Genomic DNA, 19,807 nt, shown 5'->3' with positions numbered 1-19,807 from the left:
AGTTAATCGATGAAACCCGTAAATTATTTGTCCTTATTGAGACTTCCTACATAATTTATTCAGAAAATCTTGTAAGTACTCTTTTTTAACTAAATACTTTTTTAAAATAAACTTTATTATCGGCAGTTACAATTTTAAGTAACAAGACTTGATTTTTAGTAGGTGTCTCAAATCTGAATTCTGATACATTATGGGTGTTATATTTGCCAATTATTCTTCCTTCTAGGTCATAAACTCCAATTTCTTGCATTGGTTCACTTCCTGAGTTTACTGTTATGTGATTATTAGTATTGTAAACAATAAACGAGGATGCGCTTACAGTAGGGACACCTAAAGCACTTGAGCTAAAGATTAATTTGAATCTTGTATCAAAAGTTCCGATTTCAGTTGCGAAACTGTAGCTTCCCGTTTTTAAATTATGAATTTCATTAAGAAAAGTATCTTCGAGATATACCTCTTGATTAGTAAAAAAACCGTCATAATCGGACAGGTTTATCACAAAATTACCAGCTGTAGCCGATTTATAACCCAACGGAATTTCATCATTTGTATCGAAAGGCAATGCTCTTCCCTGAATACCTAATTTCTTATCACCTAAAATAGAATACATCATGATAGCATTTCCGGCATCTACTGAATTTCCATCAAACTCCAAATCGTAAGCATTAGTTGCTCCTTCAATATAACCAACCAGTAATTGTTTGTAAAGACCATCACTATTAGATATGTCGATCCATAACCTATTTTTTTCTATAGTGTTAACAAGCAAATTTGTTTTGTAAAATTGATTGTTAGCACCAAAGCGCATCGTATTATTGAATGTGGCATTACCAGTTCCGGCCGCTAAAACAAAGAAGGATTGACCCGCTCCAATTTTACCATTTGGAATAGCATTATTACAGCCGCTACAAGGACTACTAAGAGCCGCCCTGGTTCCTATTCCTCCCGTTAAATTATAACTGGCATAATCATTACCAGAATAATTATACGCAGTGATTGGAGTATTATGCGTCCAAAAAAACAAGGTTCCACCTAATACTCCCCCATTAGATGGTTTATTGAACGTTAAAAAAGAATCTGCATCTATAGCAGATGGATAAGGATTTCCAATCAAATTCAAATCATTAGCTCCTGAAAGAACAATCGGAGTGGTTATAGTTCCATTATTGGGCACACCAAAAAACTCTCCACTCCATGTATTAGCTGTGGCAGTATTATAGGGCGCAATATCAGGTGTTCTTATAATATAACCTCTGGCGACTGCCATACTAGAAGAAGGTGCTACAAAAGACCAGTTATAAGTAGAAGGAGCTATATTATTCCATAAATAATAATAAGCTGAATTTGGTGAAAAGGTTGACAGCAATTGATTTGAAACGGGTGATGACCAATACGTATAATCGTATTTTCTTACGGGTGTTGTGGTTCTTCTGTAATACACATAGTCTGTATTTACTACAGTATTAACCTGAATTAAATTAGAAGCATTTTCCATAATTAAGGCTGCCGGTAATGGAGCACCATCTACATTAATTTCATTTTGAATGGTAAAGGAATCACCTGATTTTACCGTAACAATAGCTCCGGATAAAACATGAAGAGCACAAGCCTGTAAATCGCCGGCACCACTTCCTGCCGAATTATATAAAGCTCCAAATATAGCTTTGGTAGTAGTATCGGGTGCACCATTATCCCAAGTAAAACCATCCCATGTTGTTGTTTTAAGAGTGATTTGTGCAACTGCAGAATTGGCTGTAGAACAAGGATTGTTTTGAACTACGGCTCTATAATAAGTGGTGGCTGTCAAATTAGTTGCAACTAAAGTAGTTGTCGTATTGGCAATATCTGTGACACTGGCAGAAAAATCACTAACCGTTGACGATTGCCATTTTACAATAGTTCCGGTTTGTCCACTTAATGTTAGTGTGGTACTTGTTGTGGAAGAGCAGATGGTTCCTGCACCAGCAATTGTACCTCCTGCTGAAACTGGATTCACCGTAATGCTAGCCGTAGCGCTATTAGCTGATGTACAAGCTCCGCTGGTAATCACGGCTCGGTAATAAGTAGGTACCGTTAGATTTGTTGCTGTTAAAGTTGTTGTTGTATTGGCAATATCCGTAACACTAGCTGAAAAATCACTAACCGTTGACGATTGCCATTTAGTAATACTTCCCGTTTGCCCACTCAAGGTTAAAGTCGTACTGTTAGTGCCCGAGCAAACCGTTGTGCTACCTGCTATTGAACCACCTATTGAAACGGGACTCACTGTTACAGTAGCAATAGCACTGTTAGCTGAAAGACAAACCCCGCTGGTAATTACGGCTCTGTAATAAGTTGTTACTGATAAATTTGTTGCTGTTAATGTTGTAGTTGTATTGGCAATATCAGTAACGCTGGATGAAAAATCACTTACTGTAGAAGATTGCCATTTAGTAATGCTACCCGTATGACCGCTTAAGGTTAATGTCGTACTATTGGTTCCGGTACAAACCGTTGCACTACCCGCAACTGAACCACCCACTGAGGTAGCATTAACAGTATAAGCTAATGTACAATTTGTGCTTCTTGTCGTACAACTGGCGGTATTTGAAACCACCACATAATAAAAATTACTTAAAACAGTTGGAGAAGCCGATGGCGGTGTATAAGATGATGATGTAGCTCCCAGTATTGGTCCTCCTCCTGTGGCAGCTCCAGTTCCGTATGAAGTTCTTACATACCATTGATAACCAGTTACCGTTCCTGTTGTAGTAACTGACAATGGTGTAAAAGCAGTGCCTTGACAAACCGTTTGAGCAGCCATAGAATGTTGAACCGAAATAGTCGGAACTATGCTCACTATTGTAGTATTCGTTTTAGCAGTCGCTGCAGTACAACCACTTACATTGGTATAATTAACGGATACCGTTTTTGAACCCGCTGTGAGCCAAGTTAAAGTTACGGAATTGTTAGAACTCCCAATTCCTCCGGCAGTTATGTTGTAATCTATTCCTGAAGTCCCCGGAACAACCCAAACATAATTTGATTGACTTGCCTGGGTAGTATAAATAGCACTTGCTGATGAACATAGTGTTGCTCCAGGTGGTGATCCAGTGAATGAAACAGTAGGTAAAGCGTTTATGGATACAAACCAGCTACCAGTAGACAAAGTAAACGTTGTGTTACACGTTCCGTCTTTAGCCCAACGGGTATAGGTGGTGGCTGTTACTATACCAGCAGGAGGATCGTAAGTCGCACTATTAGAACTTGGGATATCAACACCATTAGCTTGCCATTTATACGTAATAGTTCCGTCTCCTCCACTTGCTGCTGTGGTACTTCCTATTACAGCAGGGTCTCCATTTAAACAAACTGCTTGACCAGTACTATTTATAGCTCCTGCAGTAAAAGCAGCATAAACAGTTACTGTCCAACTTCCTGTAGATTGTGTAAACGTAGTATTACAGGTACCGTCTTTAACCCATCGCGTATAAGTAGTGGTAACTGTTAGACCGGCTGTAGGTGTATACGTTGCACTATTGGAGCTTGCAATGTCAACACCGTTAGCTTGCCATTTATATGTAATAATCCCATCTCCACCACTTGCAGCTGTGGCACTACCAATTATTGTTGGCGTACCACCTGAACAAATGGTTTGACCTGTTGTATTAATCGCTCCAACACTAAAAGTAGGATAAACAGTTACAATCCAACTACCGGATGATTGTGTTGGTGTTGTATTACAAATTGCATCATTTACCCATCGTGTATAAGTAGTTGTAGCTGTCAATCCAGAAGGGGGAGTATATGTAGAACTTGTAGCTCCGGAAATTGGAATTCCATTAGCTTGCCATTCATAAGTAATGCCTGCGTTTCCTCCACTTGCATCTGTTGCACTACCTATTAAAGAAGGAGAACCACCCGAACAAATGGATTGCCCGGTAGTAGTAATAGCTCCTGTATTAAAAGCATAAACTGTCGTAGTTGAGGTAGCCGATGCTCCTAAACAAGTACTGTATGTTGCAGAGGCCGAAAATGTAGCTGTTCCTGAAGCAAGTAACCACTGAATGGTAACCGTTTCAGTGGCTGTTGATCCGGCAGTAATAATGTAATCTGTACCCAATACGGCAGCGGAAGCTCCTTTTAAAAAAGTCCAAGAATAATTATCCATTCCCGCTTGTGTGGTATAAACAACATTGGTGTTGGCACAAGCAGTTGCTCCGGCTGATGAAATAAAAGAGGGAGAAATACCTGCGTCAACAGTAATAACGGCGGAACCTGATGTTGGAGTTATTGGAAGACTGGCATTATCATTTACAGAAATTAAAGTATAGGTTGTAGTAGAACCCGGCGAGACAGTAATATTGGAACCCGAAGTATAACTATTTACAGTATAATTTGTAGTTCCGTCTGTATAGACAACTGTATAGGGAGAAGTCCCTCCTGTAATTGTAACGTTGATGTTGCCTGAACTTGAAGGACAAATAGTTGATGAACCTGATAGTATTGCCCCTACTGTTGGAGGTGTTCCTAAAAAGGAAACATTATCAAAACGCCAAGTTCCTGTATTAGTAGCTACAGTTGCCGGGGTAGAAGTTTGTCTGTATTGTCCTGTCGATTGATAATAAGAAGCTAACAACCGAATACCAAAATTTGCATTGTTATTAGCGGCCACTATTGAGGACAAGTCAACTCTTATTCTCCTATAAGAATCAACGGTGTTATTTTCAAAACAACCATTTACATTAATAGAACCTGCACATATAGTGGTATTGGCTCCAGTCATAGTAAAATTAGTCCATGTAGAACCATTGGTAGTATATTGAAGTCGAACGGTATTAGGAGATGATTTTGAAAACCGTTGATCCCAAGTAAATAGTATGTTAGTGTAACCTGTAGTTCCTGAATTAAACTGAACGCCATTCACTTCATTAGAACTCCCCGGATTAAAAGTTGGATGCTGCCATCCTGAACCCGAGTTTGCAGGACCACAACCTGTTGTTGAAGACAATCCCGAAGCAGTTGCCGGAGTTGTTACTAAATTGACAACTGAAGAAGTTCCTGTTCCAAAATTTGGAGTTGGATTACTTATTGTTCCTTGAACACTATCATAAGTCCATGAGGCAATGGCAGTTTGCGCACTGACATTTAACGTAGCTAAAAAAAACAGTGAAAAAGTAAAAACAACCGTTTTGATTAGTAAAGTAAATTTTGCCTTCATAAAGAATTATTTTTTAACAAATTAATTGAGAAGTATGCTAAATTTTAAACTTGAATACGCCTAATTAAATTTCTACAAAACTACTTAAATAGTTTTAGAGCGAACACAAAGTAATGTTATTTTATTGTAAAACGAATTATATATTATAATATATAGTATTATATCAAAAAAACAGCTTAAAATTAAGTAAAAAAGTGAGTTTTCGCTTTTTACAAATTAATTTTTTTTAAAATAATTGTGATTTAACCGTTATCTTAACTTAAATTTTTAACTTTTTATAATTAAAAACTGCATAATCCTTTACTTAATATTAATTGTAGTTTAACGCAAATTATTATATCCTCTCTAAGTTTTCGAAATAGGAACTTATGATGAAAAGAGTTTTTTCTTTCATAAAAAAAATCCCCATCTTGTTAAAGACAGGGATTTTTTTATTAATCAGAACTGAAATCCTAAATCTCAATTCCTTAATACTAAATTAACGTTTCACAACCCGTACCGTTTGTACATCATCTTCTTGCGAAACAACTACATTGTAAACACCACTTGGGTAGCTGTCTCCAAGTGTTGCTGTTTCTAAATCAGATACTCTAACCTCACGTTGTTCTATCAAACGACCAACCATATCGTAAACTTTCAAGTTCACTGCCGATTGGCTAGACGTTTTAACATCTAACATAAAGTTATTAGCAAACGGATTCGGATACGCTGTGGCTTTAAACGATTGTTTTATCGCTGCTGTAGGACGTAAGCCTTGTGCTACTGTTTCAATAGTACAAATACGTCCATAAGCATCTACTTCCGGAATACCATTGAGCAATACCAATACGCTTGCATTATATCTTTTACCTACCGTTGGTGGATACGTCGTAAACAAACTCAAGGTAAAGTTAAAAATGGTAGATGGACGATAAGCGTATTGAACAGTGCCCGGAATAACATCATTATTACTGTCAATCTCTTCTAATTTAATTTTATAGCCGGTAGCCGAACCAAATGTATTATAAGTAATAGATTGTGTCAAACCAGTAATTCCGGAATTACAAACTATCTGAACAGTAGGATAATTTGGCGTAAATAAAATACATTCAGCTCCATAATCAGACCACACTAAACTTCCGCTAAGACGGTATCTAACCGAAACAGAATAAGAAGTATTGTACTGAAAAATGATTCCCTGGAAAGCATTCAATTGTGAAAAACGGGTTAGCAATTCAGCAGTAGTATAATAAGTAGGTGTTGGTCCATTATCACTAGATAAACGAATACGGAACTGATATCTGTCTGCATACGTTGCTGTATAAGCTGAAATACTCGCACCAAGAGACGCAACTTCTGAACCACAAAGTGGGCCACTCAATCCAATAACCGGAATAGAAGGTGTAGTTACCGTACAATCTGATCCCCAACCTGATGATTCCTGAACTCCATTATTCAATAAACGATAATTTACGGATACCTGGTAGCTCGCTCCATACTGCAATTGGAATCCTTCAAAAGAATTGCTGTTAACAAATCTAGAGGCCGAATTATTAATATAATAATACGTCGGACTAGGACCATTATCACTTGTCAAGCGGATACGGAACGAATAATCTGTGGCATTAAAGCCTACATTAGCCGAAAGACTTCCCGATACACCTGTAAGTGTCGTTGGACACGTAGACAACTGAGATTTTGGTATTGCATAACTGCCAAAAGTAACAGGAGCATAACTATAGCCTACTACTTCTCCGTTAATTACGGCAGAAGCGCGTATTTTGTATGTAGTAAGAGTAGTATCAGTAGTATACACTCTCATATTGACTGGAATAGAAAAGAAACGGGAAGTTTGTACAGGAAGAGTTACAGCAGGTCCTGCGCTTACCCCATTTGCAAATCGCTCAATCTCTATTTGATAGCCAATAGTCGTAGCTCCCGGATAAGTATAGAATGAACAAGAAAACGAAGAAAAACTAGCAGGGCTTCCGTTTACAACCGTTACAGGAACTGCCGCACAACCTTCAGATTTAGTATCGTTACAGTTGTCATCAACATTGTTGTAGCAAACCTCTGTAAGTCCTGGATGAATATTCACTGGTAAAACATTTAATGGATTAACCGATAAATCTGATGGAGAATCAACACAATCACCGCCACCTAATAGCCCGGTTTGTGTATATCCTGCACCAGGTGAGTCACATGATGGCACACCTACACTATAATAATGGTCACCATCAGCATCTAAATACCATAGTGGTTGTGCTGTAACTGTAATAGTAGCCAAAGCACTAGTAGCAGAACAATTATTTAAATCGGTATAAGTATAAGTATATGTAGTACTAACAGTTCCTACATATGGATTAGCAACACTATAACTACCTGAACCTCCAATTGGTGTTCCTGAACCTGATAAAGCAATAGAACTACCTGAACAACCACTTGCATCAGAAGCAGTTACAATTGGCAATGGATTAACTGTCACTGTTGAAGAATCTGTTGCAAAAGTTGCACTGCTACAATTTGCATTAACAATGCTAATCAGAGTTAAAGTAACATCTGAGGTAGCATTAGATGCTGTTATAACTTGATTACTTCCCGTCAAAACAAGTTGCTGTGTTAAGGCCTGTCCAGTGATAGTATAATTCAAAGTAGCACCATTTGATCCATTAACAATGAATGTAGCATTAAAACCTGAACAAATTGTTCCGCCATTACTAACAATAGTAGCAGAAGGGGTTGGATTTATGGTAACTTGTGAAGCATCTGTAGTTACAGTACTTGAAGCACCATTTCCAACTGGATCGCTTAGGTTAATTGAAAATGTTACTACATTACCTGAACAACTTGTCACTGTTTTTGTAGCTGTCCATGAAGTTCCGCTTCCACTAACAGCCACTGTAGCACCTTCAATAATTACAACTGGTGTAGTAACAATTAGCTCCGATGTTGTAAAACTCAACGTTATAACATCACCTGTTCCGGCTGCTGAAGTATTTGCATTATTGGACGCTATTGAAATTGTTGTAAATGTTGGTGCCGCAGTATCAACTGTTACCGATGAGCCGTCTGTAGTACTAGTCCGTGATGCTGTATTTCCGGCTGCATCTGCAATACTGATAGAAAACTGCGCCACACCATTGGTATCTCCTCCCGCCACTACTCTTGTAGCCGTATAGAAAGTACCACTGCCGCTAACAGAAGCAGCACCACCACTTATAGTTACTGATGGTGTAGCTGCTGGGGTTTCTGAAGTAGTAAAACTTACTGTAATAATATCACCCGATTTTGCCAGTGTTATTGAAGCATTATTAGAAGCTATTGAAGCTGTTGGAATTGTTGGTGCCGATGTATCAACTGTAACAGATGAGCTATTGGTGGTAGCAGTTCCTGATGCAGTATTTCCAGCTGCATCACGGATACTAATTGAAAACGGTGCAATACCATTGGCATCACCCCCTGCCACTGTTCTTGTAGCTGTATAGGAAGTACCACTTCCGCTAATTACGGCTGCCCCGCCACTAATAGTTGCTGTTGGTGTAGCACTTGGAGTTTCTGAAGTCGTAAAACTTACCGTAATGATATTTCCAGTTCTGGCTAATGAAATATTAGCATTATTAGATGCTATTGAAATTGTTGGAATTGTAGGTGCAACTGTATCAACAGTAACAGATGATCCACTGCTAACTGTCGTACGAGAGGCTGTATTTCCGGCTGCATCTGCAATACTGATTGAAAACGGAGCAATACCATTTGTATCGCCACCCGCCACTATTCTTGTTGCTGAATAGGAAGTACCACTACCACTAACTGTAGCTGAAGCTCCGTTTATGGTTACAATAGGTGTTGCAGCAGGAGTCTGAGATGTTGTAAAGCTTAGCGTAATTGTATTTCCCGCTTTTGCCAGTGTTGCTATAGCATTATTTGATGCTATTGTGGCCGTTGGAATAGTTGGAGCAACAGTATCAACTGTAACAGATGATCCATTGGTGACTGTCGTACGAGAGGCTGTATTTCCGGCTGCATCTGCAATACTGATTGAAAAAGGAGCAACACCATTGGCATCGCCACTAAGTACTGTTCTTGTAGCCGTATACGAAGTACCACTGCCACTAACAGTAGCAGTACCGCCACTTATAGTTACGGATGGTGTCCCTGCAGGAGTTTCTGAAGTAGTAAAACTTACAGTAATAACATCACCGGATTTAGCCAATGTAGTAGTAGCATTGTTTGAAGCTATTGCTCCTGTTGGAATGGTTGGTACCGCAGTATCCACTGTAACAGCTGAGCTATTGGTAGTAGCAGTTCCTGATGCAGTATTTCCGGCTGCATCACGGATACTGATTGAAAAAGGCACTACGCCATTGGTATCACCTCCTGCCACTGTTCTTGTAGCTGTATACGAAGTACCGCTTCCGCTAACGGTAGCCGAAGCTCCGTTTATAGTAGCTGTTGGTGAAGTACTTGGAGTTTCTGAAGTCGTAAAACTTAGCGTAATGATATTTCCAGATCTGGCTAATGAAGTATTAGTGTTATTAGATGCAATTGAAATTGATGGAATTGTAGGTGCAACTGTATCAACCGTAACAGCTGATCCGTTGGTAACTGTCGTACGGGATGCTGTACATCCAAAAGCATTCTGGATTGAAATGGAAAAAGTCGCCAATCCATTAGTGTCTCCACTAACCGTTTTGGTAGCACTCCATGAAGTTCCGCTTCCACTAACAGTAGCAGTTGAACCATTTATAGTTGCTGTTGGTGTAGCACTTGGAATTTCTGAAGTCGTAAAACTTACAGTAATGACATCTCCATTTTTAGCTAATGAAGTAGTAACATTATTTGATGTAATAGAAGCGACAGTAATCGCAGTGGTACAATTTCCTGAACTTACTGTAATATAACCGGTTGTACCTGCTGTAAAATAAGTATCGGTTTTGTAGACAGTTGGTGTAGCAGCTGTACTGGTACTACCAAATTTTGCTGCCACAGTAGTTATACCTCCAAGTGTTAATGTTCCGGCTGTATGTGTAGTAAGTGCACCAGGATTAGCAAGTGCTCCTGAAGCAATAGAAAGGTTTCCGCTTACTGCAACGAGCTTGTTGAACGTTTTAGTTCCACCTGATAATGAAAGATTATTAAAATTAATAGAAGAGGAAGTGCCTCCAATAGCTTGTGCAGTTCCGTTAAGACTTATGGTTCCTGTTCCCGGAACGAAAGTACCTCCATCATTAGTCCAGTTACCTGCAACTAAATGAGTAAAACTACCCACTGTCAAAGAACCACCACCGCTATTAATTGTAATATCGTTAGCTGTAATGGCCGCATTCAATGTAACTGAACCACCAGTATTAGAAATGGTTAAATTATTGATGGTAGTGTTACCAAAGTTAGCGGTTTGATTCGCAGAACCACTAAAAATATAATTTGGAGATGTAAATGTTCGGGTTGGTATTGAAGTAGAAATAGTTCCTATTGTTCCTGAAACCACTCCATTAACATTCGCTGTTTTTAAGGTAGAACCTGATGCAAGAGTAAACACTCCTGAGTTTCCTCCTATTATTGAAAATGTTTGTGCATCCAACGTTCCGATTACAGTCATTGAACTAGCCGGATTGCTTGCTGTCCCTAATGTTAATGCAGATGTTAATTGAACAACTGCCCCAAAATTTACAGTTACATTATAGTACTCAGTACTTGATGAAGCAACAATACTTACAGTTTGCGTTGTGCCTGACCCATTGAATACAAAACCACCATTAACGGGTGTTGCATTAGTATAAAACCTCCCTGTTGTTCCTGTTTTCGAAAAGTTTCCCGAAACTCTGAATTCATTATTTTTAGTATTGTTTCTGTTACCAAAATCAATTATACCTTTACCGGTGCCACTTGTTGTAGCTGTAGAAGTAAAGTTTTTGGTTTGAAAAATGGAAACGTTAGCAACAGCTGCTCCTCCGCTATCCATTATTAAACTTGCAGTTCCTGATATTGTTGTTCCTGTTGCTCCGTTTACGGTTGTAGTAGCCCCGGCTCCATTACTTGTTGTCTGCATATTAAAAATACTAACTCCAGATAATGTAAAATCGCCTGAAACAGTTAAGCTATACGCTGTGGCTCCGGCATTTTGAGTATAAGTTCCTCCTGTTTGATTATAATTACCACTAACAATGGTGTTGATTCCTTGGGCTATTGTACCTGAAATTGTTAAGTTTGGAAAAGTTGTTGAAGATGTTCCTCCGATAGTTCCGGTTCCATCAAGCGTAACTATTCCGGTTCCGGTTAATGTTCCGCCATTATTGGTCCAGCTGCCACCAACAGTAAACGTATTAGTTCCTAATGCAAATGTTTTTCCTGAGTTTAAGGAAAAACTATTAATAAAAATACTCGAAGTGCTTAACGTTAAACTACCAGCCCCTGAAGTTGTAATATTGTTTAAATCATAAGTTCCAGCTCCACTGATAGTTTGGCTGGTTGAGTTAAAAGTGATATTTACAACACTGGTTGTGCCATCTGTAAAATCCATCGTACCCGCATTAGTCAGGTTTCCCCCAATTGTCAAAGTACTGGTTGCACTATTTCCTCCAGTTCTGATACCAAATAACCCTCCTGCATTTACATCAACATTGTTGGTAACTGTTAATGAATAATTGTTGCTTCTCTGAAAAACCAAATTCCCTCCATTTTGTACTGTAATACTTTTAACTGTCAATCCGGAACCATCATATCTTGGGTCTTGAGAAACGTTTGGGATAATTACATCATTTACCGAAGTTGGGACTCCAGATGGTGTCCAGTTAGCATTATCAGTCCAGCTTGTGCTTGATGACCCATTCCATGTTTTTGTCTGACCGACAACATTGTTTATTGCAAACAAGTTCAGCAATATAAAAAGTACAGTGGAAATTTTAAAACCACTAAAACAATTTGGTTGCAATTTCGTTTTGTTTTGATAAACATTTTCGAAGTTAATTTCGGAAGTTCTCAAACCACCAAAATTTAATTGATTGTGTACAAATGTTTTCATAGTAAGTGTAGGTGTTAATTTAATTCTAAGTTATCTGAGATTTTTAGGTTTAAACAAAAAAAATCGTTGAGAGTATGATAAATCGGACAAACTTCAGAAATTATAACTTTTTTTGACAAAATAAACGCTTAAAAACACACTTAAGATTTGTATAATATTGATAAAGAGGAGGTTTTAGAGTTTTTAAAATCCGACAAAGTGTAAATATACTTCGTTGAAATACACATAAAAAGTCAGAAAAAACAAGATTATATTTACTTTTCAGCCTAAATAATGCTCTTTTTTGACCATTTTCAGGTGCCAAAATTCAAATTAAAAAGTAAAGAAACTAGTATAGGAGAAAGGCACTTATTAATGATTTTTAAAGTAGTATTCCTATTATTTTAATTTACATTATAAAATTGCTAATCAGATAGAAAATGTATCCATACAAATCTTTAAAAATAATTATTAATTACAGTTGATAGGCAAGCTTGATTCAGAGAATACAAATGATAAAATTAAACACATCATCTCAAAATTGTAAATAAAAAAGACCCTCGATCACTCGAAGGTCTTTTTTATAAACCGTTAACAGAAAACGGATAACAGATAACGGATAACAGATAACGGATAACCGATAACTGGAAACCGTTAACGTTTCACAACACGTACCGTTTGTAAATCATCTTCTTGCGAAACAACTACATTGTAAACACCACTAGGATATCTGTCTCCAAGTGTTGCTGTTTCTAAATCAGATACTCTAACCTCACGTTGTTCTATCAAACGACCAACCATATCGTAAACCTTTAAGTTCACTGCCGATTGACTAGACGTTTTAACATCTAACATAAAGTTATTAGCAAACGGATTCGGATACGCTGTGGCTTTAAACGTTTGTTTTATGGCTGCCGTAGGACGTAAGCCTTGTGCTACTGTTTCAATAGTACAAATACGTCCGTAAGCATCTACTTCCGGAATACCATTGAGCAATACCAATACGCTTGCATTATACCTTTTACCTACCGTTGGTGGATTCGTCGTAAACAAACTCAACGTAAAGTTAAAGATGTTAGATGGACGATAAGCGTATTGAACAGTACCTGGAATAATATCATTATTACTGTCAATCTCCTCTAACTTAATTTTATAGCCGGTAGCCGAACCAAATGTATTATAAGTAATAGATTGTGTCAAACTGGTAATTCCGGAATTACAAACTATCTGAACAGTAGGGTAATTTGGCGTAAATAATTCACATTCTGCTCCATATTCAGACCATATTAAACTTCCGCTAAGACGGTATCTAACCGAAACAGAATAAGAAGTATTGTACTGAAAAATGATTCCCTGGAAAGCATTCAATTGTGAAAAACGGGTTAGCAATTCAGCAGTAGTATAATAAGTAGGTGTTGGTCCATTATCACTAGATAAACGAATACGGAACTGATATCTGTCTGCATACGTTGCTGTATAAGCTGAAATACTCGCACCAAGAGACGCAACTTCTGAACCACAAAGTGGGCCACTCAATCCAATAACCGGAATAGAAGGTGTAGTTACCGTACAATCTGATCCCCAACCTGATGATTCCTGAACTCCATTATTCAATAAACGATAATTTACGGATACCTGGTAGCTCGCTCCATACTGCAATTGGAATCCTTCAAAAGAATTGCTGTTAACAAATCTAGAGGCCGAATTATTAATATAGTAATACGTCGGACTAGGACCATTATCACTTGTCAAGCGGATACGGAACGAATAATCTGTGGCATTAAAGCCTACATTAGCCGAAAGACTTCCTGATACACCTGTAAGTGTCGTTGGACACGTAGACAACTGAGATTTTGGTATTGCATAACTGCCAAAAGTAACAGGAGCATAACTATAGCCTACCACTTCTCCATTAATAACGGCAGAAGCACGTATTTTATATGTAGTAAGAGTAGTATCAGTAGTATACACTCTCATATTCGTTGGAATAGAGAAGAAACGGGAAGTTTGTACAGGAAGAGTTACAGCAGGTCCTGCGCTTACCCCATTTGCAAATCGCTCAATCTCTATTTGATAGCCAACAATCGTAGCTCCCGGATAACTATAGAATGAACAAGAAAACGAAGAAAAACTAGCAGGGCTTCCGTTTACAACCGTTACCGGAACAGCAGCACAACCTTCTGATTTAGTACCGTTACAGTTGTCATCAACATTGTTGTAGCAAACCTCTGTAAGTCCTGGATGAATATTCACTGGTAAAACATTTAATGGATTAACCGTTAAATCTGATGGAATATCAACACAGTCTGTTCCTAAGCTTCCTACGCCGCCATTTACTAATTGACTGGCTAGTTTATAACCAGAAGGTTGTGTGCAAGAGAAAATAGATGCCGCTAAACTGCTTGAATAACCATCATTATCAACATCGGCAAACCATTCTGGTTGCGCCGTTACGGCAACTGTTGTTGGATCTGACGCTAAACTTAGACATCCTCCAGCGTTTGAAACCTGTACCGTATAACTTCCGGCTGTACTTACTGTAATACTTGCCGTAGTTGCTCCGGTTGACCATAAATAACCCGTTCCTGAACTTGACGTTAAAACCACACTTCCGCCTGAGCAGAAAGTGGTTGAACTTCCTGCCGAAATGGTTGGGGTAGCTGGTGTGGTACAAGTTCCTGCAATTGTAGCACCTACTGTTGTATTACCACTTCGACATCCACCACTATTAATGACACTGGCAATAATAGTTTGTGGGGCGCTATAGCTAGGTAATGTTGAACTCCAATTTGAACCACTATCTGTTGAATATTCTAAAGTACCACCGCCATTGGCACTTACGTTTCCAATGGCAATTGAACCACCACTAACCGTACAAGCACTGGCACAAGTACTATTTACTATTGTTAAACTTCCTGTTGGAGCAGCTGGTGTGGTACAAGTACCCGCAACAGTAGCACCTATTGTTGTATTACCACTTCGACATCCACCACCATTAATGACACTAGCAATAATAGTTTGTGGGGCGCTATAGCTAGGTAATGTTGAACTCCAATTTGTACCTCCATTGGTTGAATATTCTAAAGTACCACCGCCATTTGCACTTACGTTTCCAATGGCAATTGAACCACCACTAACCGTACAAGCACTGGCACAAGTGCTATTTACTATTGTTAAACTTCCTGTTGGGACTGATGGTGTAGTACAAGTTCCTGCAATTGTAGAACCTACAGTTGTATTACCACTTCGACAGCCACTGGCATTAATTACACTGGCAATAATAGTTTGTGGGGCGCTATAGCTAGGTAATGTTGAACTCCAATTTGTACCTCCATTGGTTGAATATTCTAAAGTACCACCGCCATTTGCACTTACGTTTCCAATGGCAATTGAACCACCACTAACCGTACAAGCACTGGCACAAGTGCTATTTACTATTGTTAAACTTCCTGTTGGGACTGATGGTGTAGTACAAGTTCCTGCAATTGTAGCACCTACTGTTGTATTACCACTTCGACATCCACTGGCATTAATTACACTGGCAATAATAGTTTGTGGGGCAGCATAACTTGGTAAAGTCGAGCTCCAAGTTGTACCTCCATTAGTTGAGTATTCTAAAGTACCGCCTGAACCACTTACACTTCCAATGGCAATTGAACCGCCACTTATAGTACAGGCACTAGCACAAGTGCTATTGACAATAGTTAATGCTCCTGTTGGGGCAGTTGGTGTAGTACAAACTCCTGCAACGGTGGTTCCTACTGTTGTGTTACCACTACGATTACCATTTCCATCAAGAACACTCGCCAGTATCGTTAAACCACCTGAATAACTTGGTAAAGCTGCACTCCAGCTACCACCACCATTGGTTGAATATTGTAAAGTCCCTCCGGGACCAGCAACAGTTCCAAGAGCAATAGAACCTCCTGTAACCGTACAAGCACTAGCACAAGTACTGTTGACAATAGTTAATGCTCCCGTTGGCGCAGCAGGTACAGTATAAAAGTAGAGGTTATCCATATAAAAAATGCCTGTACTAGGTGAGTTGAATCCTACTTGTTTTACATCATTTGAAAAACCAGCATAGTTTGAAATAGCTATATTTTTACTGTTCCATTGATTAGGAATAAGAGTTCCCAAAGAAACATAAGTTGAAGCAGCACCATTACTAAGTTTAACTAAAGTAACTCCTACACTAGTTGCAGTAGTAGGATAAACATCTACATGCAAAAAAGACATAGTACTAACATCTAGCGAAGTAGGTGAAATAAAATTAGATGTTCCACTAACACCACCAGTAGCTACAGCAAACATTCTTGCATTTCCAGCATCTGCTAATATCGCACCTGTATTGGGAGTATTATACCAATTATCCCATGAAGTATATGTTGCAGCTTGAGTATAAGTATCACTATAAATTGATTTTACATTTGCAGCAAGTATAGTTGGTGTTGGAGATGCTGGCAGTAAAGTTGTAAAACTAATTTCAGCACCATAAGCAGTTCCTGAACCATTGGTGGCATAAGCACGTACAAAATATGTTGTATTTCCAGCAAGCCCAGTTATACTGCTCGTAAAAGAACCTAAACCACTTCCATCCACTGTTTTTGTAGTCAAAGCGACTGTTGGTCCTGTTGTTGTACTCCAGCAAACACCCCGGAAATTAACTGCACTCGCTCCTATAGCTGTAACATTACCACCACTTGATGCGGTTGTCGCAGTTATGGAAGTGGCAGCAGTAGTGGCAGCAAGTGTAGGTAAATTAGTAAGTGTTGTAAAACTAATTTCAGCACCATAAGCAGTTCCTGAACCATTGGTGGCATAAGCACGTACAAAATAGGTTGTACTTGCAGCAAGCCCCGTTATATTGCTAGTAAAAGAACCTAAACCACTTCCGTCTACTGTTTTTGTAGCCAAAGCGACTGTTGGTCCCGTTGTTGTACTCCAGCAAACACCACGGAAATCAACTGGACTCGCTCCTATAGCCGTAACATTACCACCACTTGATGCAGTTGTTGCAGTTATGGAAGTGGCAGCAGTGGTGGCAGCAAGTGTAGGTAAATTAGTAAGTGTTGTGAAACTAATTTCAGCACCATAAGCTGCTCCTGTACTATTTCTGGCATAAGCACGTACAAAATAGGTTGTATTTGCAGTAAGCCCGGTTATACTGCTCGTAAAAGAACCTAAACCATTCCCATCTACTGTTTTTGTAGCCAAAGCGTCTGTTGGTCCTGTTGTTGTACTCCAGCAAACACCACGGGTAGTAACTGCACTCGTGCCTATAGCTGTAACATTACCACCACTTGATGCGGATATAGCAGTTATGACAGTAGCAGCAGTGGTGGCAGCAAGTGTAGGTAGACCCGCAATTGATTCCCAGGCACCCATGGTTGGGATATTTCGTGTTGTACCTATATAATCAGTTGTAATTCCTGTACCTGCAACTCCTGTCAATGTAGCTCCTGAAGCTTTGAAATCAACCGCTGCTGTCCCTGTAGCATTTGCAAAAACAGGATCAACATTCACACTGCCAACATCTTTACCAGTTACTATTACAGTGCCACTACTAACATTTGCACCATAAAACCCTAGAACACCTCCAGTTCCAGACACAAAATAATCGTTGTAACCTATGGTAAGATTTGTACCTGTTGTTGTAGTGGACAAATAAAAGGCATAATTTGTACCCGTTGCTCCACTGTTAGTTCGCGCATTGACAAAAATATTGTTTTGAATGATGCGTGTGTTTACAGTTGAATTGCTAGCAAAAGGTATCGACAATGGAGTACCTGAAGTAGAAGTTCCGCCAATTCGTATCGTATTAAAGTAATAGGAGTTATTTTTACCTGCAACAGTGACTGCTTCCCATATACCGAAAATTGCCGTCGAATTAGTTGTACCCAAACTTATAATATTATTCGAAATGGTACTTAATCCACCTGTTATATAGAATCCAAATAGTTGCGAAGTACTATCAGACGTTGTAATTCCATAAATGTAATTATTTTTTATGGTTTGGTTTGTTGTGCCGTCTACTTTTACGACACCCGCTATTATTGATCCTGTAGCATTGTTAGTTGTAATGATATCTCCAATCGTATTACCAATTACACTTACATCATGCGCTCCAGAAAGTTCAATACCTGTCCACGCAGCATTCCCAGTTCCAACACTTGCCCAGGTAATCTTTTTGATGGTGTTGTTTTGAATGACTGATGCTGAACCTGAAGTTATAGCGGAGCTAAATGCTATCCCTTTAAATACATTGCCCTGATTGTTGCCACTTGTTTTAATAAAATTAGTTCCACCACATTGGGTTGCAGTTCCTCCAATGTAATTATTGCTCACGGTGTAGCCGCTTCCACCTGTAACTGATATAAATGTATAAGGCTGTGTTCCAGTAATTGAAGCAAGGCCTTCATTTTCAAAAAAACTATTACCAGAAATAGTAGTAGTTTTATTAAACGTACCAAAATTAACACAAATACCAGTTGATGCCAATTGTGTGCAATTGACAAAATCATTGTTTTGTATTGTGTTTCCGGTATTTTCAGCGCCAGATATACCTGCCGAGTAAATCACTGTCCAGGGTCTGTTGTTTGTACCTGTCGCGGTACCAGTAAAGGTGTTGTTGCTGATAGTATTATTTCCACATCCTATAGCGCTAGCTACAGTAGGAGCATTTAAAGTAACTGTTCCCAAAGTATTACTATTTCCTTTTCCTTTTATTGTACAATAGGTTATCGTATTATTTGAAGCATTTGCCGTTAACCTGATGGTCGTAGCCGCTGGATCGGCTGCTGTATTACTAATGATTAAATCAGCTGCGGAGCCAGTTAAGACTCCCGATGAATTCCGTAATCGTCCATCGAAAGTTACGTTGTTGGCGCCATTTAAGGCGATGAGTGTACCAAAAATTTGTGCGGTAATAGTTTTGCCTGTGACTGTAGGGTAAATAAGAACCGAAGTATAATTGGCACTGCCGACCCCACTGGCATTTAATGAGGATGCCGTTTCAGTTGTATTGTCTTTGATTTGTAGTTGAATAGCACCCGTTAGGGTTCCGGCATTAATCGCATCGAAAGCAAGTTTTAATGTTGCGTAATCAGAACCGCTGATTCCCACAGTTTTTGTTACCTGAGCATTAGCATTTATGCTAAAGAGTACAAAACCAATGACTAGAAACGCAAATCGAGTAAAGGATTTTCTTAGTGAAGTAGTCAGTAAGAAAAATAATAAGAATAGTTTTTTCATGGTAAAATAGTTTTAAATACATGTTGTTGTGGTTCTTATAGACTTGGGATTATAAATTTAAAAAACATATACCATAATAACTTTGAAATAACTATATAAAAACCATACAAACAGCAATTTACAAATCAAAAAAAGCTGTAAACCCTTATTACGAAAACGATTTCGTAATAATAGCATAGTATAAAAATAGTTTATTGTAGTTAATTCAATAAATGAAGAAATATAATGTTGTGGTAATGTTGTATTAAATTTATATTATTTTGGAAAAAATAAATTCAAAGACTTGAAAATAGAAAATCAAATTCCACGCATTTAGTAAAAAGAATAATACTTATTTACGAATTACTATATAATTATTGCTGAAAAAGAGAAAT

Annotated in this window: 3 protein-coding genes; all 3 read right to left on the bottom strand. The window is 38.5% G+C overall.

Going from position 1 to position 19,807, the window contains the following annotated elements; all coding sequences use genetic code 11:
• Positions 1-85: 85 nt before the first annotated feature.
• Positions 86-5,200, bottom strand: a complete 5,115-nt coding sequence (locus QWY90_RS04950) for a beta strand repeat-containing protein (protein WP_290284758.1) — start codon at positions 5,198-5,200, stop codon at positions 86-88.
• Positions 5,201-5,678: 478 nt separating this feature from the next.
• On the bottom strand, positions 5,679-12,200 hold the full coding sequence (locus QWY90_RS04945) for a DUF8693 domain-containing protein (RefSeq protein WP_290284757.1): 6,522 nt from the start codon (positions 12,198-12,200) through the stop codon (positions 5,679-5,681).
• Between the two features lie 633 nt (positions 12,201-12,833).
• Complete coding sequence (locus QWY90_RS04940) at positions 12,834-19,433, bottom strand: T9SS type A sorting domain-containing protein (RefSeq protein ID WP_290284756.1); 6,600 nt, start codon at positions 19,431-19,433, stop codon at positions 12,834-12,836.
• Positions 19,434-19,807 lie beyond the last annotated feature (374 nt).

The sequence above is a fragment of the Flavobacterium paronense genome, from assembly GCF_030409795.1.
GTDB lineage: Bacteria > Bacteroidota > Bacteroidia > Flavobacteriales > Flavobacteriaceae > Flavobacterium > Flavobacterium paronense.
The sequence above is the reverse complement of the archived record's forward strand: the minus strand, read 5'-3'. Positions and strand labels throughout refer to the sequence as shown.

Coding starts and splice junctions, on each gene's coding strand:
- QWY90_RS04950 (WP_290284758.1), bottom strand. CDS start 5,200: ATGAAGGCAAAATTTACTTTACTAATCAAAACGGTTGTTTTTACTTTT.
- QWY90_RS04945 (WP_290284757.1), bottom strand. CDS start 12,200: ATGAAAACATTTGTACACAATCAATTAAATTTTGGTGGTTTGAGAACT.
- QWY90_RS04940 (WP_290284756.1), bottom strand. CDS start 19,433: ATGAAAAAACTATTCTTATTATTTTTCTTACTGACTACTTCACTAAGA.